This window comes from Butyrivibrio sp. AC2005 (assembly GCF_000424145.1).
Lineage (GTDB): Bacteria > Bacillota > Clostridia > Lachnospirales > Lachnospiraceae > Butyrivibrio.
On the sequence record NZ_KE384137.1, the window covers coordinates 508,098 to 531,910 of the forward strand.

Annotated in this window: 20 protein-coding genes; 5 read left to right on the forward strand and 15 right to left on the reverse strand. The window is 40.2% G+C overall.

Features of this window, described 5'->3' with window-relative positions:
- Window positions 1–10: 10 nt before the first annotated feature.
- From ftsY to G602_RS0119285, 11 genes are all read right to left on the reverse strand, one after another.
- On the reverse strand, window positions 11–925 hold the full coding sequence (ftsY, locus tag G602_RS0119235) for a signal recognition particle-docking protein FtsY (RefSeq protein ID WP_026660444.1): 915 nt from the start codon (window positions 923–925) through the stop codon (window positions 11–13).
- A complete protein-coding gene (smc, locus tag G602_RS0119240) occupies window positions 925–4,482 on the reverse strand; it encodes a chromosome segregation protein SMC (RefSeq protein ID WP_026660445.1) in 3,558 nt (1,185 codons plus the stop codon). The genes ftsY and smc overlap by 1 nt, the downstream gene beginning before the upstream one ends.
- 1 nt (window position 4,483) lies before the next feature.
- Window positions 4,484–5,176: a ribonuclease III gene (gene rnc, locus G602_RS0119245; protein WP_026660446.1), complete on the reverse strand. Its 693-nt coding sequence runs from the start codon at window positions 5,174–5,176 to the stop codon at window positions 4,484–4,486.
- Window positions 5,177–5,288: 112 nt separating this feature from the next.
- Window positions 5,289–5,525, reverse strand: coding sequence for an acyl carrier protein (gene acpP, locus G602_RS0119250; RefSeq protein ID WP_026490933.1), 237 nt, complete (start codon window positions 5,523–5,525; stop codon window positions 5,289–5,291).
- Window positions 5,526–5,631: 106 nt separating this feature from the next.
- Window positions 5,632–6,642 (reverse strand): phosphate acyltransferase PlsX, encoded by a 1,011-nt coding sequence (gene plsX, locus G602_RS0119255; protein WP_026660447.1) that lies wholly within the window; start codon window positions 6,640–6,642, stop codon window positions 5,632–5,634.
- Window positions 6,643–6,802: 160 nt separating this feature from the next.
- Complete coding sequence (gene rpmF, locus G602_RS0119260; protein ID WP_026660448.1) at window positions 6,803–6,985, reverse strand: 50S ribosomal protein L32; 183 nt, start codon at window positions 6,983–6,985, stop codon at window positions 6,803–6,805.
- 150 nt (window positions 6,986–7,135) lie between these two features.
- Window positions 7,136–7,747: a hypothetical protein gene (locus G602_RS29340; RefSeq protein WP_049945342.1), complete on the reverse strand. Its 612-nt coding sequence runs from the start codon at window positions 7,745–7,747 to the stop codon at window positions 7,136–7,138.
- A 39-nt stretch (window positions 7,748–7,786) separates the two neighbouring features.
- Window positions 7,787–8,986, reverse strand: coding sequence for an ABC transporter permease (locus G602_RS0119270; RefSeq protein ID WP_049945343.1), 1,200 nt, complete (start codon window positions 8,984–8,986; stop codon window positions 7,787–7,789).
- A complete protein-coding gene (locus tag G602_RS0119275; RefSeq protein WP_026660450.1) occupies window positions 8,979–9,674 on the reverse strand; it encodes an ABC transporter ATP-binding protein in 696 nt (231 codons plus the stop codon). Before G602_RS0119275 ends, G602_RS0119270 begins: the two co-directional genes overlap by 8 nt.
- The gene (locus G602_RS29345; protein ID WP_049945344.1) at window positions 9,671–11,368 is read right to left on the reverse strand and encodes an efflux RND transporter periplasmic adaptor subunit; all 1,698 of its coding nucleotides are present in this window, start codon (window positions 11,366–11,368) and stop codon (window positions 9,671–9,673) included. The genes G602_RS0119275 and G602_RS29345 overlap by 4 nt, the downstream gene beginning before the upstream one ends.
- 159 nt (window positions 11,369–11,527) lie before the next feature.
- Complete coding sequence (locus tag G602_RS0119285) at window positions 11,528–12,721, reverse strand: acetate/propionate family kinase (protein WP_026660451.1); 1,194 nt, start codon at window positions 12,719–12,721, stop codon at window positions 11,528–11,530.
- 29 nt (window positions 12,722–12,750) lie between these two features.
- Between G602_RS0119285 and G602_RS0119290 the strand changes: the two genes are divergently transcribed.
- Complete coding sequence (locus G602_RS0119290) at window positions 12,751–14,043, forward strand: tRNA(Met) cytidine acetate ligase (RefSeq protein ID WP_026660453.1); 1,293 nt, start codon at window positions 12,751–12,753, stop codon at window positions 14,041–14,043.
- Between the two features lie 25 nt (window positions 14,044–14,068).
- On the opposite strand, the gene G602_RS0119295 is transcribed toward G602_RS0119290, so the two are convergent.
- Window positions 14,069–15,352 carry a hypothetical protein gene (locus G602_RS0119295; protein WP_026660454.1) on the reverse strand — a complete coding sequence of 428 codons (1,284 nt, stop codon included), beginning with the start codon at window positions 15,350–15,352 and terminating at the stop codon, window positions 14,069–14,071.
- A gap of 210 nt (window positions 15,353–15,562) precedes the next feature.
- Between G602_RS0119295 and G602_RS27560 the strand changes: the two genes are divergently transcribed.
- A complete protein-coding gene (locus tag G602_RS27560) occupies window positions 15,563–16,579 on the forward strand; it encodes a GGDEF domain-containing protein (RefSeq protein WP_049945345.1) in 1,017 nt (338 codons plus the stop codon).
- A 58-nt stretch (window positions 16,580–16,637) separates the two neighbouring features.
- Window positions 16,638–17,156, forward strand: a complete 519-nt coding sequence (locus tag G602_RS0119305; protein WP_026660455.1) for a fibronectin type III domain-containing protein — start codon at window positions 16,638–16,640, stop codon at window positions 17,154–17,156.
- Between the two features lie 88 nt (window positions 17,157–17,244).
- Here G602_RS0119305 and G602_RS0119310 read toward each other — a convergent pair whose 3' ends face one another.
- Complete coding sequence (locus tag G602_RS0119310) at window positions 17,245–18,138, reverse strand: hypothetical protein (RefSeq protein ID WP_026660456.1); 894 nt, start codon at window positions 18,136–18,138, stop codon at window positions 17,245–17,247.
- Between the two features lie 99 nt (window positions 18,139–18,237).
- A complete protein-coding gene (locus tag G602_RS29350) occupies window positions 18,238–20,154 on the reverse strand; it encodes a putative bifunctional diguanylate cyclase/phosphodiesterase (RefSeq protein WP_026660457.1) in 1,917 nt (638 codons plus the stop codon).
- A gap of 267 nt (window positions 20,155–20,421) precedes the next feature.
- On the opposite strand from G602_RS29350, the gene G602_RS29355 reads away from it, so the two are divergent.
- A complete protein-coding gene (locus G602_RS29355) occupies window positions 20,422–22,533 on the forward strand; it encodes a Crp/Fnr family transcriptional regulator (protein WP_049945346.1) in 2,112 nt (703 codons plus the stop codon).
- Window positions 22,534–22,553: 20 nt separating this feature from the next.
- Window positions 22,554–22,730 carry a DUF6472 family protein gene (locus tag G602_RS31130; RefSeq protein ID WP_196808727.1) on the forward strand — a complete coding sequence of 59 codons (177 nt, stop codon included), beginning with the start codon at window positions 22,554–22,556 and terminating at the stop codon, window positions 22,728–22,730.
- A 45-nt stretch (window positions 22,731–22,775) separates the two neighbouring features.
- On the opposite strand, the gene G602_RS0119330 is transcribed toward G602_RS31130, so the two are convergent.
- Window positions 22,776–23,807 carry an ABC transporter permease gene (locus tag G602_RS0119330; protein ID WP_026660458.1) on the reverse strand — a complete coding sequence of 344 codons (1,032 nt, stop codon included), beginning with the start codon at window positions 23,805–23,807 and terminating at the stop codon, window positions 22,776–22,778.
- Between the last annotated feature and the right edge of the window lie 6 nt (window positions 23,808–23,813).

A 23,813-nucleotide genomic window follows, 5' to 3' on the forward strand; every position in this document is an offset into this window, starting at 1 on the left:
CGGTATTATGTTATGAAAATAACGCATCAACAAATTGATCCGACTCAAATCTCTCAAGGTCCTCGAGTCCTTCACCGACTCCGATATACTTAACAGGTACATTCAGCTCAGAAACTATCGCAACAGCGATTCCCCCCTTGGCTGTACCATCAAGCTTTGTGAGAACTATACCGGTAAGATCTGCAACCTCACCGAATTCTCTCGCCTGTGAAATAGCATTCTGACCGGTTGTCCCATCAAGGACAATGAAATTCTCACGATGAATATCCGGCAGCTCCTTATCAAGAATTCTGTTCATCTTGGCAAGCTCTTCCATCAGGTTCTTCTTGTTGTGAAGTCGTCCGGCTGTATCAATCATAAGGATATCACAATCTCTGGATCTGAAAGCGGCAACTGCATCATAAATTACACTTGCGGGATCAGCACCTTCCCTGCCTGCAACGATCGGAACCTCAGCACGCTCTGTCCACTGTCTTAGCTGTTCCGTAGCACCTGCTCTGTAAGTATCAGCTGCTGCAACAAGCACTTTCTTGCCTTTTCTTCTGAAATGAGCTGCCAGCTTACCAACCGAAGTTGTCTTTCCAACACCGTTTACACCGATAACAAATATAACCGACTTATGATTTTCAAATTCATAGGTATTGTCATCTGTTTTCATCTGCTCACGAATATTGGAAATAAGCAAAGTCTTGCATGCCCATGTATCCGTAATGTGATTATCCCTTACCTGCTCTCTGAGCTTATCCATTATGCGGCTGGTGGCATTAACGCCTATGTCACCCATAATCAGAGTCTCTTCAAGCTCTTCATAAAAATCCTCATCAACAGTAGAAAAGTTACTAAGGACATTGTTTATGCCCTTAACAACCCCCTCTTTAGTTTTACTAAGACCATTCTGCAGTTTTTGAAAAAATCCGCCTGCCATTAATCAGTCAACTCCTTATCAATCAAATTAACGCTAACAAGCGTCGATACGCCCTTTTCCTGCATGGTAATACCGTAGAGCCTGTCAGCACTTTCCATTGTACCACGCCTATGAGTAATTACAATAAACTGCGTAGACTTAAGCTTGTGCAGATACTGTGCAAATCTTACTACGTTATTTTCATCCAGCGCAGCCTCAATCTCATCAAGCAGACAGAAAGGTGATGGCTTAAGATTCTGGATTGCGAAAAGCAGGGCAATTGCTGCAAGTGCCTTCTCGCCACCGGAGAGCTGCATCATATTAACAAGCTTCTTTCCGGGTGGCTGTGCATTGATTCTGATACCTGCCTCAAGGATATCCTCATCCTCAACAAGTTCAAGAGTACCCTTACCGCCTCCAAACATCTCCTTAAATACCTTGTCAAATTCTGTCTGTATCTTGGTGAACTGTTCCATGAACTGTTTTCTCATGGATTCATCGAGTTCGGTAATAATCGCGCGAAGCTGCTGTTCAGCCGCAACAAGATCGTCATGCTGAGTCTTCATGAAGGTATATCTCTCCATGAGCACTCTGTAGTCCTCAATAGCATTAACATTGACATCGCCAAGCTTTCTGATTGCATCCTTCAAGCTTGTAATCTGCTTCTTCATAGCAGATACATCTGTCATGTTTTCATCACGCATAGTAGCAGCATCGCTAAGAGTTATCTCATACTCATCCCACATGTAATTGATCTGAGTCTCGATGGCTTCCTTAGCACGCTCACATCTTGCGCCAAGTCTCGTTACCTCTTTATCGAGACCATTCATGGTCTGGTTTAATTCTTCTGTGAGTTTGAAGAAGTTTTTCTGTGCTGCTGTAAGTTCTTCCTTTCTTGCTCTCTTCTCGTCAAGTTCTTTGCTGACATCTGTCTGAACGTCCTTTGAACTCTCGATTGTAAGCTTAATTTCTTCGATGTCCTTCTTTCTCTGAGCAAGAATCTCATCGTTCTTTTTGATGGATTCCAAAATCTCATCTAGAGCTGCCTTCTCAGTTTCTATCTCGCTGTTAATTCGGTCAAGGTTCTGCTGTTCGAAGGTTTCCTTCTGAAGAATCTTCTCATATTCAATATCCCATGATGATACATTCTCAGATTCTTTTTCCTCCTCAATATGAAGACCTTCCAGCTTTGCCTGATATTCCGTTACCTTCTGAGACTCATCCTTTTCAGTCTTCTCGGAAAGTTCGAGCGCTTTCTTATACTCATCGCGCTCGTTCCTTATTTTTTCCATCTGCTGTTCGATTGCTTCGCTCTCAGCCTTGAGATCGGAGTAATCGCCCTTCTGCTGGTTCTGTCTCTCCTTTTCATTCTCAACATTTATTCTTGCGGTATTCTGCTCAATGAACTTGCTTTGAAGAGTAGTTCTGAGTTCCTCGATAACAACACGAAGTTCATTTCTGCGCTTTTTTGTATCATCGATTTCTTTCTGGAAAAGAGCAATATCTTCTTTACACTTCTTAATGCTCTTCTCCAAGTCTTCCATCTCTCTACGTCTGCCAAGAAGATTGGAATTATTACGGAAAGTACCACCACTTATGGCACCTCCCGGAACAAGAAGTTCTCCCTCAAGAGTAACCATTCTTATGGTATATTTGTACTTTCTCGCTATCTGAACCGCATTATCAACCGTATCTACAACAACAATTCGTCCGAGCATTGCCTTAGCAACACTTCTGTACTTCTCCTCAGTATCAACGAGTTCATCTGCCATACCAAGGACACCCTTTTCATTAAGTGCCTCCTGAGCCTTGAACTCCTGTGGCTCACGAATACTGGTAAGAGGAAGGAAAGTAGCACGTCCTGCCCTTGTTTTCTTAAGGTATGCGATCATCTCCTTAGCTGTATCTTCATCGTCTGTTACAATGTTCTGAATATTACCGCCAAGAGCTATTTCTATAGCAGTCTCATACTTAGGCTGTGTCTTGATAATATCAGCAACAACACCGATGATACCAGGATTGTCATCCTTCTTTTCCATGACCTTCTTTACACTTCCGCCATAACCCTCATAGCGCTCTGTCAGGTTACTGAGTGCTTCAAGCTTGGATTTCTGCTGTGTGTAAAGATTCTGTACGTCACGGAGCTTTGTATCCTTCTGAGAAAGCTTATCCCTTATTCCATCGAGCTCATTCTGTGAATCCTTCTGTTTCTGATTCATAGTACGAATCTCATCTGTAATCTGGTCAAATTCCGCCTGGAGTTTTTTGATAATCTCTTCCTGCTGTGACTCATCTGAACGAGCCTTAACAAGCTTACCGGTAAGCTCAGCCTTGCGGATGTTTATCTGCTCCTGTCTGGTGTCAAGTGAACTCAGCTTTGACTTAATTGTGGAACGATCAGACAGCGTCTCAATAATCTTACTCTTGCAGTTTTCAATCTCGTTATTTATATCACTGATCTGACCAAGAATTCCGTCGAGTTTTTTTCTTGCTTCCTGTCTGTCTGCAGAAAGTGTTTCAAGTTCCTTATCTATTTCTCCCTTTACAACAAGGACTTTATCCTTTTCCTTCTGCTTCTCGGCAATTTTAGCTTCCTCGTCAGTCTTTCTTTTTGAAAAATGTTCAGCATCACTTGTTGCAGAACGGATCTGTTCATTCATGATACCGATCTGACCTTCCAGCTTCTCTCGCATTACAGAAGTATCTGTAATCTTAGCTCTTGCTTCTTCAATTGCCTTATCGAGACTTTCAAGTTCTGTCTGGATTTCCTCATACTGGTTCTTGGTATCTTCGTATTTTGCCTTGGCCTCGTCAAGGTTTTTGGAAGCTATCTGAAGGTTTGCCTCTGAATCCTCCAGGTTCTTCTTCTGAGCCTGGTTATCAAGGAGGAACATATTCACGTCAAGAGTTTTCAGTTCTTCCTTATGCTTTAAGTAAACCTTAGCAACCTCGGACTGTTTCTCCAAGGGTTCAACCTGTTTCTCAAGCTCTGAGAGAATATCGTTAACACGAGTCAGGTTTTGTTTCTCCTGATCCAGCTTTTTAATGGCAGCTTCCTTACGGGATTTGAATTTAACAATACCGGCAGCTTCATCAAAAAGGTTACGTCTGTCCTCAGGTTTACTTGAAAGAATCTGTTCAATCTGGCCCTGACCGATGATAGAGTATCCCTCTTTACCGATACCGGTATCAAAAAACAGCTCATTGACATCCTTAAGTCTGCAAGTATTGCCATTAATCATATATTCACTCTCTCCGGAGCGATATAATCTTCTGGAGACAGTTACTTCATCATATTCGATAGGAAGCGCATGATCCGAATTGTCAAGCGTTATAGCGACATAAGCGTAGCCCAGGGGTTTCCTGAGCTCCGTTCCTGCAAAGATTACATCCTGCATTGTACCGCCACGAAGCTGCTTGATTCTCTGTTCACCGAGAACCCATCTTACAGCATCGCCGACGTTACTTTTTCCTGAACCGTTAGGTCCAACAATTCCTGATATTCCATTGTGGAATTCAAGTTTTATCTTATTAGCAAATGACTTAAAGCCATGAATTTCAATGCTTTTTAAATACATGTTACTCTTTTTTCAATTCCAGGATTGCCTGATATGCAGCCTTCTGTTCAGCTGACTTTTTGGTCCTTCCTGACCCCTCTCCCAATTTTTTATCTCCTACGTAAACCGCAGCTTCAAATATTTTATCATGCTCAGGACCTTTTTCGCCACAAATTTCATAGCGCAGTTCAAGAGCGCTGTCTCTCTGCACCATCTCCTGAAGCACGGACTTGCTGTCATAGAAGATCTGTTTTTCCTCGGGGTTATCCAGGATAAATTTCTCAATATGAGCTTTGGCCGCATCAATGCCGCTATCAAGGTAAATAGCGCCAATGATAGCCTCCATTACGTCAGATATAATAGATTCCCTGTAGCGACCACCTGTAGCCTCTTCGCCTTTTCCCAGAATAAGATATTTCTCAAGATGAATCTCTGCAGCACAATAAGCAAGAGCAGGCTCACATACCATTGATGCTCTCATCTTGGTCATCTCACCCTCTTTTTTATCAGGGTATTTCATATATAAATAATCACTTGATACAAGCTCAAGAACAGCATCACCCAGAAACTCCAGTCTCTCATAATCACCGCGCTTGTTTATTTTCTGCTCATTGGCATAAGAGCTGTGTGTAAGCGCCTGAAGCAAAAGATTCTTATTTTCAAAATGATATCCGATGCTATTCTGTAATTCCTCAAGTTCATTATCGCCTATCATAGTGTTCGTTCTCCTAAAAAGAAAATTTATCGTCAGATAAACAACAAAGTGATATGATGCAGAAGAAACACTCCTGCCTCATACCACCTTCATTACGTAAAGTATTTATAAATCAGCCTTCATTTCTGGCTTTTTTCAGAAGCTCTACTGCCTCACCTACTGTTGAAATCTTTTCAGCAAGTTCTGCGTCAATCTTTACATCAAACTCATCCTCGATTCCCATGATGATCTGAAATACATCAAGTGAATCAGCCCCAAGATCATCTGTGAAAGTTGAGTCCATTGTGATCTCGTTCACGTCAACATTAAGAACATTGGCAATAACTTCCTTAAGCTTTTCGAATTCCATAACTTCTCCATTCCTTTTAAACGAATTCACATATTTAATCTGTGTTCTAAAACTATAATACGATTTACAGTATCTTTACAAGTACTTTTCTGCAAATATTATTTATTTATGAATCCGCTGTGATTGATTCTCTTATTTTCTCAGCAATATTCTGCTCTTTAAAGGTTACACACTGTAAAATACTATTTTTTACTTCAACAAAGTTCGCACTTCCATGAGTCTTAACAACAAGTCCTTCAAGTCCGAGCATAGGCGCTCCGCCATACTGATCCATGTCATATGCCTTAAGAACCTTTTTAAGCGTGGGCTTTATAAGAAGTCCACCGATTTTCGCACGAAGGTTGCTCATAAGTCCCTGCTTAACAACCTTAAGCAGTGTTGTTGCAACACCCTCATACATCTTAAGCACCACATTACCTGTAAATGCCTCACAGACAATTACATCTGCAACTCCCTGCGGGATATCTCTTGCCTCAACCGAGCCTATAAAGTTTATATCAGGACAATTCTTCAGCAAAGGGAAAGTCTCCTTAACCAGAGCATTTCCTTTTTCCTCCTCGGCACCAATGTTAACAATACCTACTCTGGGATTCTTAACACCGCAGAAATTCTCCATATATATGGAACCCATCTTGGCAAACTGAACAAGATGAGAAGGTCTCGCATCAACGTTTGCGCCGCAATCAATAAGTAGTGAAACTCCATTCTGTGTCGGGATAAGCGGTGCAAGAGGTGATCTCTCAACTCCTTTTATCCTTCCGATAATAACCTGTCCTCCGACAAGAGTAGCTCCGGTACTTCCTGCTGAAACATACGCATCACATTCGCCATGTTTTACAAGGAACATTGCCTTTACTATAGAAGAATCCTTCTTGGTTCTTATAGCCATTACAGGTGGCTCAGCCATCTCGATTACTTCTTCAGCATTTACAACTTCTACTCTGTCAGCATCATAAGTATATTTAGAAAGTTCATCCTTTACTCTCTGTTGCTTACCGACAAGAAAAATCTTAAGTCTGTCGGATTCCTTTAAAGCTTCAACCGCTCCCTTAATTATCTCTCCGGGGGCATTGTCACCTCCCATTGCGTCAACCGCAACTCTAACTAATTCTGCCATTTTTTCTCCCCAAGTTTATGTAATTTATTACTCAAACCAAAGATTATAATCACTTTAGTTTGCATTAAAACACCCAAAAAAGAGTTTACTAGAAAACACCATAAAAAGCAACAAACCCGAGACTTCTAAAGTCTCGGGTCTGATAAGATCTAATTAGTTATTAATCTTCGTTAGTTACAACGCTCTTCTTGTTGTAATAGCCACATTTCTTGCATACCTTGTGAGGCTGCATAAGCGCGCCACAGTGGCTGCACTTAACCAGTGTGGGAGCAGTCATTTTCCAGTTTGCTCTTCTCTGGTCTCTGTGACCCTTAGAAGACTTATTCTTAGGGCAGATAGACATTCGGTAACACCTCCTTACAGCGTTATATCAATAACCACGAAAGTGATCATTCATTGCATTTGTTAACACACTTAAAATATTATATGCACACTTGCCTTCATTGTCAACAAAGATTTTATTAATTCTGTATTTGAAACCGTTCTTATTGGATTATCTTCCTTCATAACGTCCAAATAAAAGGTAATGTTTGTAATACTGTGCAAGATCATCACCATAAGCTGCAGCTACATCTGCATTCTTTGTTTTGTAGCTTGAAGGGTTAAATGCAGCATTTCCCTGGCGGCCTTCCTTCATTCCGTACTTCACAAAATGTGTAAACAGCGCAGTTGCATCATTGCCAACAGCAGCCTGAAGATCAGCATTATGATTAAAATAATATGTAGGATCAAATACGCCTGCAATATCGGTAGCAGTAAGTGCCTCCCCTGTCACACACTTGTAGGTATAAGAAGAAATAAGTCCGTCATTATAAAGCATTTTCATTGCATCTGCAGGAACATTCATTGTCTTATCAAAGTAAAAATGATTAACTGTTGCCTCATTTATCTGCTCATATTTAAGTGCAAGTCGAAGCTGTCTGTATACACCGTTTGCATCAGTTCTTTTTGCCATAGCAGGTGCCATAAGTTCTTCTCCGGTATAGAACTTTTTAAGATCTGCCGCACCTGCACTTATAGAAAATGCAGAGCCCGCAATTGTCAATGCCATAGCCATTCCTACGCCTGTAATTCCAAGTCTTTTTAAGATTTTTGTTGTTTTCATACCTTGTATCCTCCATTATCTTTTTTCAATCGATATAAATCATTCACTTCTAAGTGCATCTATAGGATTAAGCTGACTCGCCCTTTTTGCAGGCATCCATCCAAAAATAATCCCGACCATTGCAGAAAATCCTGTTCCCAACGCGATCGCGCCATAGGATATTTTAAACGCGATATCCATCAGTGCCGAACCCACAAATGCAATAAGTAGTCCAAGGGCAATACCTATTACTCCTCCAATCATTGACAAAACGATTGATTCAATCAAAAACTGCATCTGTATTCTGACGGGTTCAGCCCCAAGAGCTTTTCTAAGTCCAATCTCCCTCGTTCTCTCAGATACGGACACCAACATCATGTTCATAATACCGATACCACCTACAAGAAGCGCTATTGATGCGATTCCTCCCAACATGGCAGTCATCATATCCGTAACGGTACTCATTGTGGTCATCAGGCTTTCCATATTGAAAATCGAATAACTGTTATCAGCATCATTATATATGCCATCCAGTACATCACGGAGGGAATTCTCCACTGTAGTACTTTCATATCCGTCTTTAATATAGACCTCTACACTGGATACATTCTGCTTTCCACTCATACGAAGAACATTTTTGTAGGGGACAATAACCGTTCCATCAGAATCACTATTGTCCACCATGGCATTAAGCAGACTGTCATCGCTCTTCCTTACACCTATTATCGTGTACTCATAACCGTTAAGTTTGAATGACTTACCAAGTACATCCGGATTTTTGAAAACAGTATCAACGAAATCCTTGTCTACTATGCACACCTTAACATCTCCGCTCATATCCTGATTATTGAAAATCCGTCCTCTGTCAAGGATATCATTATGCTCAAAATAGACAACATCATTACCGGAGATAGAAACCTTATCATAAACTTCATTGTTAAGACTGGCAGCCCCATTCAGTGATGCAGTAGGAGCTATTCCATCCACACCATCAACAGCCCTTAGCCTGTCAAGATCATTTTCCGTAAGTCCCTGCTTTAGCGCCGTGCCATTCGCATTAACCGTAAGTGTTCCCGCACCAAGACTTGAAAACTGGTCAAGGACGGAATTGGTAACGCCCTGAACTATGGTTATAAGTCCGATTACGGATGCAACACCTATTACTATTCCAAGCATCGTCAGAAACGATCTCATCTTATTTGCTTTTATATTCTGCAGAGACATTTTAAAGCTCTGCTTTATCAATGAAAAATTACGCATCTGACAGATCTCCTTCACTTAACTCTCCATCAAGAATCCTCACAATTCTGGATGCATGGGATGCTATGTGTCTGTCATGTGTGATCATTATTATTGTTCTGCCCTCATCATTCAGACTGTGAAACAAATCTATAATCTGTGCTCCTGTCTTCTGATCAAGCGCACCTGTAGGCTCATCTGCCAGCAGAATTGTAGGATTGGCTGCTATCGCTCGTGCAATCGCCACTCTCTGCTGCTGCCCACCTGAGAGCTGATTGGGATAATGATTGACTTTATGAGCAAGCTGTACCTTATCCAACATTTCAATCACCCTGTCATGTCGCTCTTTTTCAGGCATATTGGCATATATAAGAGGAAGCTCTACATTTTCATAAGCTGTCTGTCTCTGAAGAAGCTGAAACTGCTGAAAAATAAATCCAACCTCCTTATTTCTGATCTGTGCCAGAGAAGCTTCATCCTGATCAGCAATAAGTTTGCCACTAAGTCTGTACTCACCTTCTGTTGGAACATCCAGGCATCCGATTATATTCATAAGGGTGGATTTACCCGATCCCGATGGTCCAAGAATCGCCAGAAACTCTCCTCTTTTAACCGACAGATTGATTCCTTTCAGGACTCTCGAAACCTCGTCTCCCAGAACATAATCCTTCACAATGCCTTTCATATTGAGAATCTCATTATCACTCATCGTCTGCCACCCATCTGTCCATAGGGCGTATTAAGTGCAAGTGCATTCTCAAGTACTACATCTCCTTCGGATAATCCCTCCACAATCTGTATATAAGTTCCATCTGTTTCACCAACAGTGACCTCCTGCTTAACAGGATTCTTTCCGGTGCCCTTTACCAAAACGTAGGAAGAACCGTCATCATTGGTATTAACTGCTGTACTCGGTACAGTGAGAACCTGCTTCAAATCGTTGATTGCAAGACGGATTTCTACGCTCATACCACTTTTTATATCCTCATCAGCGTCGAAGTCCACTTCCGCTTCAAAATAAGAAACACCATTATCGATTGTAGCTGTTTTTGCTATATGTTTTAATGCCCCGGTATATTTCTTATTCGTTGCATTAACATCTATCTCAACTTCTTTTCCTTCTGTCACACCGAGAGTGTCATACTCATTGATTTTTATATCAACCTTCATCTTGTCAAAGCTTGTTACCTGCGCAAGCTTGGTAGATAATGTTGTAGCATCTCCGATTTTAACGGGGACATCTGTTATAACGCCATCAACAGGTGCCTTAACTTCGCAATCATTTATCTGCCTCTGATAATTTTCCAGTCTGACCTCATTTACACTGTTATCGCTCTGAAGCTTCGCCTGTTCTATCTTAAGAGCATATGCTTCAAGCTGCTGACGTGAGCTTGTAACTGCGGCATTGTAATTATCAATTGCATTCAGATAAGACTGCTGTGCCTGCAGTAACTGGTCAAATAAATTGGTCAGGCTGTTTTGCTCGTTTATTTTTGCGGCTTCATAGCTTGCAAGAGTATCATTATAGCTGGTCCATGCATTTTCAAGTGTAAGAGATGACTGATCCATTTGATTATTGGCAGCTTTTACAGCATCCTCAGCTGATTCCACCGCTTTTTTGGCAGAATCTTTTGCTGCTCTCGCAGTCTCCAAAGCACTCTTATTTGCTGCACTTTTATCAGCGTTATATTTATCCTTCGCGTCCGATACATCATCCTTGGCATCTTCCAGATCTTTTTTTGCATCATCAAGTTTACTATCAGCATCGGAAACGGAGCTTTCGGCCTGTTCATAAGAAAGCTGACTGTTCCTTACATTATTATAGGAACTATCCAGGCCGGAAATCGCATTAAGCATAGTTGCGGATAATCCCTGATTGTTCAGCCCAACCTCATTATTATAATTTTCCTGAGCTGATACCAGCTGAGCATATGAGCTGTCTATAGCCTGCTCTGCACTGAGTATGGTTGTATTGAGATCATTATCAAGATTATATTTATAATCACTATAGCTCTTTTGAGCTTCCTTAAGGCTAAGTGCACCAGACTCCTCGGTTGAAGCCATTGTCGCTTCAAGCTCTTCCACAGACTCTTCGATAGTACTGGGATCAAGTCTGAAAAGTACATCTCCCTTCTTGACCGAATCTCCTTCTTCCACAAGAATCTCTTTTATCTTGGGACCCGCCACATCAGGATACACATTTCTCTCATCTACGGGAGCTATGGTTCCCGTAAAGCTGTGGTAAGTCTTAATATCTCTAAGCTGGGCAGTATCCTCAATGTACATACCGTTATCCCCACCCCGAGGCATAAGAAAAAGCCCTGCAATAAGTGCTATAGCAGCCACTATCACAACAGGCTTAAACCACTTCTTTTTCCTGATATTCAAAACCTTCTTCACCATTACTTACTACTCCTCCCAAAAACATTGCATTTCTATTATATCCAAGAAACCAACTGCGCACAATGAAAATGATAATTATTGTAAAATACAATAATAAAAAATACTCTCTCTGGAAATGACAAACTCCAAAGAGAGTATTCTACAATTCATATATTTAGCTTATTTGCAAAGCTCATTTGTGTCACGGGCAATTGCAAGCTCCTCATTTGTAGGAACTACAAGAACCTTAACCTTGGAATCGGGAGTAGATACTTCCTTATCCTTGCCATGAACCTCATTAGCTTCCTTGTCAAGCTTAACGCCAAGGAAACCAAGTTTCTCGCAGATGATGCTTCTTACAAGAGGTCCGTTCTCTCCGACACCTGCTGTAAAGCAGATGCAGTCAACACCATCCATGGCAGCAGCGTAAGCACCGATATACTTGGAAACTCTGTAGCAGAAGGTATTGATTGCACGGATGCAACCCTCATCTCCATTGTTATAGCCATCCTCAAGATCTCTGAAATCAGAGGACACATCTCCTGAAAGACCGTAAACACCTGACTTCTTATTAAGAAGATTCTCAGCTCCGGCTACATCGCAACCCTCTTTTTTCATAATAAATTCAACTACTGAAGGATCAATGTCACCGCTTCGTGTTCCCATGATAAGGCCTTCAAGGGGAGTAAGTCCCATAGAAGTATCTACACACTTACCGTTCTTAACAGCTGATACAGACGCTCCGTTACCAAGGTGGCAAACAATAGTCTTAAGCTCGCTGTAATCCTTACCAAGCATCTCTGCTGCTCTCTTACTTACATAAGAATGGCTTGTTCCATGGAAACCATATCTGCGGATCTTGTACTTCTCATAAAGAGTATAGGGAATTCCGTAGAGATAAGCCTCCTCAGGCATTGTCTGATGGAAAGCTGTATCAAATACCGCAACCATAGGTACTCCGGGCATAGCCTTCTGACAAGCTCTGATACCAATAAGGTTGGCCGGGTTGTGAAGAGGTGCAAGATCTGAAACCTCTTCTATAGCCTTAATTACATCCTCATCAATAACTACAGACTTAGTAAACTTCTCTCCGCCATGTACAATTCTGTGTCCAACTGCACCGATCTCATCAAGTGATCCGATAACTCCTGTTTCCTTATTGGTAAGTGCCTCGATAACAAGCTCAATTGCACGATTATGATCAGGAATAGCTGTGTCATTTGTAATCTTATCGCCATCACCGGGAGTGAATACTATTCTGCCGTCGATGCCGATTCTCTCACAAATGCCCTTTCCAAGTACTTTTTCTGTCTCTGAATCAATAAGCTGAAATTTAAGTGATGAACTTCCGCAATTGATAACCAGTATTTTCATTATGTAACCTCCATGATATTATATTTTTTATGAAGACCGTAGGAATCATTGCTGAATTTAACCCCTTCCATAAGGGACACGAATACCTGATCCGTACTCTGAAAAAAGAGACCGGGTCCGATTATGCTGTCATTGTAATGAGCGGTGATTACACTCAGCGTGGAGCTCCTGCAATCCTCGATAAATATACAAGAACAAAAATGGCCCTGCTATGCGGAGCCGACCTTGTATTAGAATTGCCTATCTATTATAGCACATCCAGCGCAGAATTTTTCGCAGGAGGTGCAGTTTCTTTATTAAATAATCTTGGGTGCATTGACTTTCTCGGATTCGGCTCCGAATCAGGAGATATAGAATCCATGAAAAAAGTTTCCGCTGTTCTTGCTGACGAACCAAAAGACTTTTCAGAACATATAAAAAGGAATCTGAAGAGTGGGATGAGTTATCCTGCAGCAAGATCTGATGCACTCTCCAAATATATTGACAAAACCAGTGATACAAATGACAACGGATTTGATGTCTCTCCGCTTTCAAGCCCTAACGATATTCTCGGAACCGAATATATAAAGGCACTGATATTACAGCACAGTACTATTACACCTTATGCCGTAAAAAGAGTAGGTGCAGGTTACGATGATACTGAGCTGTTTTCTGATCCCGGCCATTATGCTTCTGCTAAAGCTATACGGACTGTTCTTGAAAACCTTGGAGATATTAAGAGCATTTCAGGGAAAGACCTGTCGCAGGAAGACGCTTTTTCTCAGCTTCCCATTGCTGTTAAGGATTATCTTCTTAGTTTAAATAATGACGGAAAGCTCTCTTACATTTCTGCAGATAGTTTTTCAGAACTTTTGCACTATAAATTATTACTTGGAAAAAATACAGGCTTTTCCGATTTTCTTGATGTCACACCTGACTTATCCGATAAAATCCTGGGGAATCTTAATAGTTTTTCTTCATTTTCAGATTACATTATGAAGCTCAAATCCAAGGATCTGACATATACCAGAATAAGTCGTGCGCTTTTGCATATTGTTCTTGGGATGACCTCAGATAAATTAAAGCTATACACCGAAGACCGCAGTGCTTTCACATCATATGCACGAATTCTGGGCTTTAACAAAAGCGCTTCTCCTCTTATGAAAAAAATACAGGAATGCTCTCACATTCCTGTTATTTCCACGCTCTCTGATGCATATAAGACACTTGACAAAACTGCATATATGCTTCTTTGTGATACCATATCCGCATCAAATATTTATGACCTTGTAAGAGGTACTACACCAATAAACGAATATGCAAAACCTCCGGTCATTTTATAAGCCTTAGTTTATTCCTTTGCAGCTGTCAGTCTGCTCTTTTATATGCATAAGGGCTAAATTCCTGAATCTCACCACTTCCAAACATAGCAGCTTCATCAACTTCAAATGTGGGAACCTGACTATTCTTCAGGCTTTCTTCTGCTTCTACCTGTGCTTTCTTTAAATCCTTTACATACTGAATCTCGTACCCCAATATTTTTGCCAGATACAGCAGACCTCCGAGTCCCTGGACATTACCTTTTTCAAAGGCTTTTTTTGCATTTTCCTCAAGCTTTGCCTTAACCTTGTCTTTCGGATAAGTTTTTAATGCGTCAACAGCCATCTGAAAGTATGCTTCATCCACATCATTCAGGCAGTCAAACAAAAAGTCTAATCCATTATGTTTAAGATGGCTGTCTACCACTTTAAGAAGTCTTATTCCATTACATACACTGTATTCATTTTCATAGCCCTTAAAGCACATGTAGTCTGTAAGCTTTACTTTACCCTGTCTTATAGCCCTGGCATATTTATTTACTTCTGCCTCTGTAAGAACTCTCTCAAATATATCCCTGCCATCTCCGGTAATAACAGCTTCTCCTGCATTGTATTTTTCCCATTGATATCGAACCTTCCCCCAGTCAGCCTTTGACAGTTCATCAAGAGGTCTTCCGAGAGCAGCCTTAAATCTTGCATTTGATTTCTTCGGAAGCTCAGTATAATAATCGCCCCTATCCTCAAAGAATTTTTCAATGCTCTCGCTTAAGAAGGGAAGTCGTCCTCTTACAGGGAGTTTTATTACCGTTCCATCAATCGCATATAACTCATTCTCTTTTTTGTTATAACCAACGATAAGATCAACCGGATATATACTTCCTAAAATACGAACCCACTTATCATCATCACTCATTTTAATATATGGAATTTCTTTTCCCCATTTATTTTTATATGGATGAAAGCTCATATCACTAATGATGTCTTCGAATTGCTTTCTCTTATACATATCCCTGAAATGAGGCATTTTACCATATCCCCAGACATCCGGGGTCTCTTCTTCAGGCTCCGGCATCCTGGCATTGGCATGGCTTTCGGCAGTGACTTTATCAGTTTTCCAAAAAGCCAATGCCGAGAGCACAGGCACCAGTAAACAAAATGAAAAAATACCGGCTTCTTCATTTTGTAAAAGAGTTGCCAGCATAACTGAAACTCCACCTGAACAGATTACTGTAGCAGTTTCAATCAGGATTACCATCCAGAATATTTTCCATGCAAGCTTACTTTTTTCACCATAAGAGGCTTTCTCAGCTTTTTTTAATAATTCATTGAACATTACTTATTTTCCGCCTTAGCAGTTATATCACGAAGCAAAATTATAACAAAATTCACCTTGTCTTCCAAGAGTGTGTATACCGTAATATTATTTATAAAGCTTTAATTTGAATGGTGAAAATAGTGCATAGTATAATTTATTTGGGAAAATTTTAACTTTGTATATTACTGAATTAAGCTTTACAGCCTATATAAATTCGGAGAAATATCCATGAATAGCCAGTCTGTATTTTATAACTCAGTTTCACTATATGTATCTATAGCCCTCCTGGGGCTTTTATTTCTTGCCTTTTTTACATACTATCAAAAGCACAAGAAAACCCGTGAGCTTGAAAGTGCCATTCATGCACTGGCAGATATGTACTCTTCCATGACACTGTTTGACCTGAAAGAAAAGAAAGTCACGCCTCTCAGAAACAGCGATATAGACGAGAAAGTTTTCAAGGGTGAAAAAGAGATTATATACAACAGAGAAAGAGCTTTGGCAGCACATCTGGCTACTGAAGCATCCCGGGAAGCATTGTATCAGTTCATGAGAATGGACCAGATCAGGGAAAGAATCGGAGATCTTTCTCATATTACCCATGAATATGTTGACAATAACGGAAAATGGAATCGCCTGCATTTTATTGTAGTAAAAAGAGATTTCGACGGAACAATCCAAAAGCTGCTATGGGCAGTTGAATCTATAGATGAAGACCGAAAGCGTCAGGAACTGTTTAAAAAGTTGTCTGAAACCGATTCTTTGACCAAGCTCCTAAACCGCACAGGAGGTGAAACCAAAGTTTCCGAATATCTTGAAAGCGGAAAAAAAGGGTTATTTCTCATGCTCGATGCCGATCATTTCAAACATGTAAATGATGCTTATGGTCATGACATGGGGGATGAGGTAATTATTGCGCTTGCAAATGCCCTAAGAGAAACCTTCAGAGAGGTTGATGTTATATTCAGACTTGGTGGCGATGAGTTTGTGGTTTTCGCACCGGGAGTCGAAAATGAAACTACCTGCAGAACGCTGATTAACAGACTTTTTGAAAATGTAAATAAAGTTTCTTTTGATAAGATTAGCGATTGGAAACTACAAATAAGTGTAGGCGCTGTTCTGTGCAACTACAAAGATTCCTTTGATTCCTTATATCAGATAGCAGACAAAGCCATGTATCAAAGTAAGGAAGTTGAAGGGAATCATGTGACATATTCAGGACTGCTTCTGCGCTCTTCCTCATAAGACAGCAACAGGCTCTGCTCTTACGCCTGCTGTTACTTTAAAATACAAAGATAATACTTTGGTTTCAGGGACTGATTATTCAACCCAATATTCAAATAATGTCAATGCAGGCTATGCCACTGTTACTATTACGGGAAAAGGGAACTTTACAGGGACCACAACAACCTCTTTCTATATAGAAAGCCCTCCCGAAGTAAACAATAATGAAGTCGATGCAAACAACCAGGAATCTGAATCAAACAGAGCTTCAAATACTACATCAAAAAAATCTGCCTCCGACGATTCATTAGACTCATTCGATAAGATAAAATCCTTCTCTCTTAAAAAAGGAAAAAAATCCCTTACAGTAAGCTGGGATAAAGTAGACGAAGCAGATAAATATGAGATTCAGTATTCTACCAATAAAAAATTTACCGATGCTAAAACAAAGACCTGCAAGGGTTCCAAGAAATCAGTAAAAATCAAGAAACTTAAATCCGGAAAGAAATATTACGTCCGCATCCGTTATCGCCAAAGTAATTATGGAATAAAAACTTACTCAAAATGGAGTAAAGTAAAGAAAGTCAAAGTAAGCTAATATAAAAAAAATGACTAAATATTATCACTTTATCGTGTTAAATATTTAGTCATTTTTATTTGCAGACTTCGCACGCCGAAAATAATAATCAAAACAAATCCAGCATACTGTCCAGATATATGTCCTCTCTAACCTTAAGCTGATATTCAGGCTTTGTCATATAGTAGAGCAAAAACTCGAGTATTATCGCACTTCCAAGACTGCGCCCTTCAATCTTAAAGTTTGTAAAACCGTTAGGCCCATATACTTTTGTAATGTCTTCTATCCCGATAAATCCCGGATTTTTCATAGCCTCAGAGAATCTGTATCCGCTTCCTGCGGTAGGTGACACACATACATGATCCTCACAGTCCTCTCCAAGACTCTTTCGGCTGACATTCTCATAACAATTTTTCCTATCGTAACAATCATACCTGCAACATTCGTTACAGAGAAATTCAACCTTATCCTTTAGTAACTGCGGTAAATTATTCAGTTTATCAAAAGCCTTATTTAATCTGAAATCCGGTACGACATACCGAAAGTCCTCGCGGTTTAATTCGTCTTCGAAATCCTTAAAGTCGGTAAGAACCTTAGTCGTAGAGGACACAAAATAGAAACCGGGATAATTGGCTTTAATATAATCCAGTAACAAATCTGAATACAGAATTATGCCATTCTCTGTTTCTCCGTTCTTCTCAAACAGGCTGCAGAGATAATTACACCGTTTATCTTCAAGATGTTCTTTTCTCAAAAGTGAATTACTGAAGGTCAGTCTGGCAGAAATACCATATTCTTCCATTAAATCTGCGACATTCAGAGGCTCTTCCTCTCCAAAACCCACTCGTCCTCCGCCCCAGATGCAATCTCCCGGAGCACCATAAACAGACCCTATTTCGCACCAGTCATAAAAGTATTCACGATGGGCACGATATAGAGGCAGGAAGGCCTTGTATAATTCATAGAACTCAAATAAACCCGGAAGATGATAGTATGCTGTCATCATAAAAATCGTCACCCCTCATCCGGCGCTTCGCGCCACCTTCCCCCCAAGGGGAAGGCTTTAAGGTTACATATTCCGGCGGGCGTAAGGCTTAAAAATTCACCCGGCGTTAACCTGATCCGAAAAGATTTCGGATGGCATTGGTTTTGCAAAGTAGAATCCCTGTATCATCTCACAGTGAAGCTTTCTAATGTAATCATATTGTTCCTGAGTTTCTACTCCTTCAACAACAATCTTAAGTCCCAGCCGTTTTGCCATCTGTACAACAGATTCAAGAACTATCATACCCTTTTCACTGTTCTCAATATTGCGCAGGAAATACATATCGATTTTCACAATATCAACCGGCATATCCTTGAACATATTCAGATTTGAGTATCCGCTTCCAAAATCATCCATCATTATGATGAATCCATGACTCCGCAGCTGATTCAGCATTTTGATAATATTTTCCATGTTATCATTAAACGCACTCTCAGTAAGTTCTATCTTTATAAGGCTGTGATCAATATTGTATTTATCAACAATACGAACAATCTCTTCAACTATGCCATGATGGTCGACATCAACTCTGGAAAAATTAACAGATACGGGAACCACTTCCATTCCCTGATTAATCCATTCTCTCAGTATTCTGCATACTTCTTCCAAAACATAAAGATCAAGCTCAGTTATAAACCCGTTCTTTTCAAGAATAGGAATAAAATCACCGGGATTTATCATCTGATTCTTGGAATCAATCCATCTTACAAGTGCCTCGGCACTAACTCTCTGTCGTGACATTGTATCGCATACAGGCTGCAGATAAACCTTAAACTCTTTATCAAGAATAGCTCCTCTTACACGCTGCTCTACAGATTTTCTGTGCTCATCCTCAAGTCTTATATCAGCATCATAAAACGCAACATTGGTCTTGAAATTGCCCGATACCCACTTAAGTGCATACCCTGCGTGATCAAGCATCTTGTCGATATCCTTATCCCCATCTTCCAATCTGTAAATGCCGGCATAAAAAGAGACAGCATAGTCCATACCTGTAAGGGGATTGCTTATCGCCTCTGACAAGTCCATATTTTTTATCGTTTGGATTGATATTTCCTCTTCAGTCAGTATAGCAAAAGTATCTCCGCCAATTCTGCCACATACCGCTTTATGCCTGGCACTATCTACACATTTTTGAATACTTTCAGCAAGAAGCATCAGGACTCGGTCACCATTTTCCATTCCGGTTCTCTCATTTAGCTCCTGCATATGATAAACCTGAATTTTTACCATCGCGTATCCACTCATATCCTGCTTATGCATAAGCTCGTCACAGGAGCGAACGAATCCCACCTTATTGTTAAGTCCCGTAAGCTCATCAACGGTAACATCGATAAAGCAAAATACCACTATAGTCATAGCAACAGCAAGCGCTATGATAAGACCTGTAAGGGATTGTTCCGGAAGAAACGCCTGATATAAAAGATTGAAAACAGTAATAAGAAATACTGTAAACAAAAGTCTTCTTCTGATATTCCCCAGATATCTCTTGTGCCTGAATGCGCAAATTCCCACCATAATGGAGCAGATAAGATAATAAATAAAGGTAATGGGAACACCAAATCCGTGTTCATAATCAAGAGTGTTTTTATCGAGTGAAAAGAACATATCAAAGAAAATATTCCCGAAAGTCGCAAAAACAAGCATTATGCCAAGACCTGCATTCATAATTTTATGCTTGCCATCTTCTCCGCACAGCTCATAAAAATATCTGGTTGCACTATAGGGTATTAAATACAATACGCAAAAATATGCCAGCAGCGCTATATAAGTGATGTAATAAGAACGTGGATTGGCTATTTTCAGAAGAATTACTGTAAGTGAATCGAGAATATTATACGCAATTGCGCAACAAATAAGCAGCTTTAAACTAAAGCCGAAATTTTTCATAAGCTTTGGACGAATCCAGGCGCATATTAAACTGGTGAATATTACCATTATGCCGGCAACATCAAATTGGTAAGAAAACTGCATAATAGTACCTCAGGCAGAATCTATAGTAAATACGGTTAATTTCTATAAAAAAAGACGAAAAAAGATGATGTCCCCTCATATAGGCACATCATCTCCTCCACCTAACTATAATATATTATCTAAAATTTAATTTTTCAAGCGATTTTTTTGATTGATGATGTGTTTTTCTAAGTATTTTGAAATATATTTACCAAACTTTAATAAATTGCTATCAAAAATTCGTCTATAATAAATTCAAACTATATTCTATTGTTAAAAAGGAGCAATATGGGGCTTATAACACTTAAGCAGAATCAGGTCCTGCACAAAAGCGGCGACATAGTAGAAACCCTTGAGATAGTTGTTAAAGGGTCTGTTTCTGTTATCATCGAGGGTGAATCCATCATCGTCGGTGTAGGTGGTATTTTAGGTGCTCCCGAACATCCAGGGTCTGAATATGTCTATACTTATACCGCTCTTGAGGATACATCCGTATTCTCATATCCTTTTAATTCAATAGATGATATTTTCAGAGTTGTCGCATCAAATCCTAAAATATCCCCCATCCTTGCTGCCCAGACAGTTAAAAATGTTGTTCTTAGCCTTGATAAATATAATGAGGATTACGACAACATTCTTGCAGAATACAAACAGCTTGATATCGATGAAGCAGATTACCCCATGATGGCGGTTTCAGTTGGCATGGAGGTCGAGGATTTTCCCGAACTTGATGATATAAGGCCTCCTGTTCGTACGCAGGCTCTTTCTGATTGGCAGGAAAAATTCTATCGCAAATTAAACGATAATGAAGAACTAATGAAGAAGACGTGCTATGCCCGCTCTGCAGACATATCAGACGGCTTTATTATGTATGCCCTGGAGGCTATTTCCTATACTGCGGCCTGCAGAGAACAGCTCACAGAATACAGACACGATTTTCAGAAACAGACAAGCAGATTCCGTTCATCCATGCAGCTTATACGCGCAAAATCAGATGATATGAAGCGAAATGGCGCAGACGGAGCTGCTACAGATATTGATATCAGGGATGCACTCAATACCATACTTCAGTATGCCGATGCGGACGAAACTGCAACTGAGAACTTCCGCAATATCATTATTGAATTTAAGAATACAAAGACAAGATATGACACTTCGGATGAGAGCAGGGCCTTAAGGCGAAATGTGGCAAAGGACTACTACACTATTTACACCTCTGCATTCCTTCGCAGCCTCAGTGATCCTTCTATTCCGTCTGAAGTCATGATGTTTTTGATGTTCGGTTTTGTGGACGAAGAGCTTGCAGGGCGAGAAAACACAAGGCAACTCTATGCCCTTATGAAAACCTATAAGCCTGATCCGGCCGGCCATGTTATGACCGTTTATGAATGGCTGAAAAAGGTTTATGCAATGGAGCTTGAGCCTTCAAGAAATGAATTCGATGAAGATTATTTCACTGCTCTTCGCACCTTAAAAACCAGCGGTGACATAAGCGAAGAACAGATGGAAGAAATGAAGCTTGATCCCATGGAACGCCTGAAATTTGAGATAAAGAACCTTCTTGCTCTCGGAAACAGAATGAGTTTTGGAAGGCCATCAATGTTTGTTCCTGTTTTTGACGAAGAAAATGTAATACGCCCTCTGGACGTAGCTTATGTAAATACTGAAAAAGTGAATAGCTTCTATGAATATATACGTTCTATTGACTTTTCATTGTTCTGCAGGCAAAGTATCTTTTCAGATCCGGAAATCGGCGTGAATCAGGCATTTATCGACGAAGATGTGACGCCGTACATGATACTCATGCCGAATATGGGAAGCCGGGCTTCTCTATGGCAGGAAATAGAAGGAAAGAAAAGAAATACTCCCGCAAGATTTATCATTTCGATTTTTAACACAGAGACCTTTGAAGATGTTATGATACGTCTATGCGGCGAATTCCGTTGGGAAATGTGCAAGACAATTCAGGGTGTTCACTGGAATGATGTCACAGATCCATCTCTCACATCAATGTACTGTGATTATCTGCAGTTTTATAAAAAGAACCACTCTCTTTCCACTGAGATGAAGGAAAAGCTCAGAACAGATCTTAAGAAATACAACAACAATTATAAGAATCTGTTTGTATCTGAATATATGGCTTATATTAAATTTGAAGCAAACCAGTCCCCCAGGCTTAACAAGATTTCCAGGGAGATTATATTCACGTACTGTCCGTTCTCAGCTGAGCTTAGGGAAAAATTTGCAGATAATCCTCAATATGGTGAGCTAATAAAGAAATATACCGCACATATAAACGGTATCATGCGCCCTATTTCCAATATGATCAGAAGGATACAAAATGACGGCTTTGAAGTGCCTCAGGTTCTGAAGGATCAATATGAGTATCTTAAGAAATAATTATCAGGAAGGATTATTATATGCAAATGCACTGCGATGAATGTACTTATTACGAGTACGATGAAGATGATGAAGCTTATTACTGCGGAGTCGATATGGATGAAGACGACTACGCAAGACTGATGGGTAATTCCAAGAGTGAATGCCCATATTTTAGAAATAATAATGAATACGAGGTGGTTAAACACCAGATGTAACCCAGCACCGCCCCAATATACATTGGGGCGGGCAAGTTGTTAAAGTTATTTAACTATCATTCCGGTCTCGCGGTCAGCGAAGACTGCTACCATTATCAGGAATACAATACCCATAATAAGCTGCTGCGTCTTAGGTTCTATGCCAAGCATGACCAGACCTGCAGTCAGAATTTTGTAGGTTAATGCTCCAAGAATTATGTTATAGAACTTAACCTTAGCTCCACCGTTTACAGGCATCCCACCAAGAACTAACGCAATCATGATCTGTGTCTCAAGCTGATTACCTGCAGTTGAGGTTACAGATCCAACTTTGATGCTATTGATAAAAGCTGCAAGTCCTGTTATCATTCCGGCGGCCATGTAAACAAGCATCTTGGTTCTCTCTACTCTTACACCTGCAAATCTGGCAGCTGTTTCTCCCGCACCGATAGCCTTAAGCCTGTTACCAAGACCTGTGTACTGAAATACAGCAAATGCTGCAAGCAATATAAGTAATGTAAAGGTCAGATTAAAGGGCATGGTGTTATAGGAAAACACTGACTGACAAAAAAAATACAGACCAGCTGTGGCCTGTAAGTACTTCTGATATAATTTAACTGTCAAACTCCCGGTTATATTTGAAACACCATAAACAGGAGTTTTTGTAGTAGCATATGCAACAATACCTCTTAACAGATACATATTACATATAGTGACAATAAAGGATGTGATTTTTCTTTTCACATTGAAAAATCCGTTAACAAGGCCTATTATTCCTCCGGTCAGTACTCCGCATAATACAGCAAGTACGATATTGAAGTTTGACAGAAAACAAACAACTACCGAACATACACCAAGCATAGACCCCTGAGAAAAATCAAGCCCTCCCATTGTCATAACCATGAACACTCCAACACATGCTATCAGCAGTACATAGGACTGGGATAACAGGAGTTTTAAATTACCTGCAGTAAATAACTGTCCCCCTGTAAGTACCGCAAACAATATCACAATAAATATGAATCCTGCAAAGGGCATTATATTTCTTATAAGAGCACGTTCCATAAACGGAACTGCTATTTTTTTACCATTTTCCATTTTGTC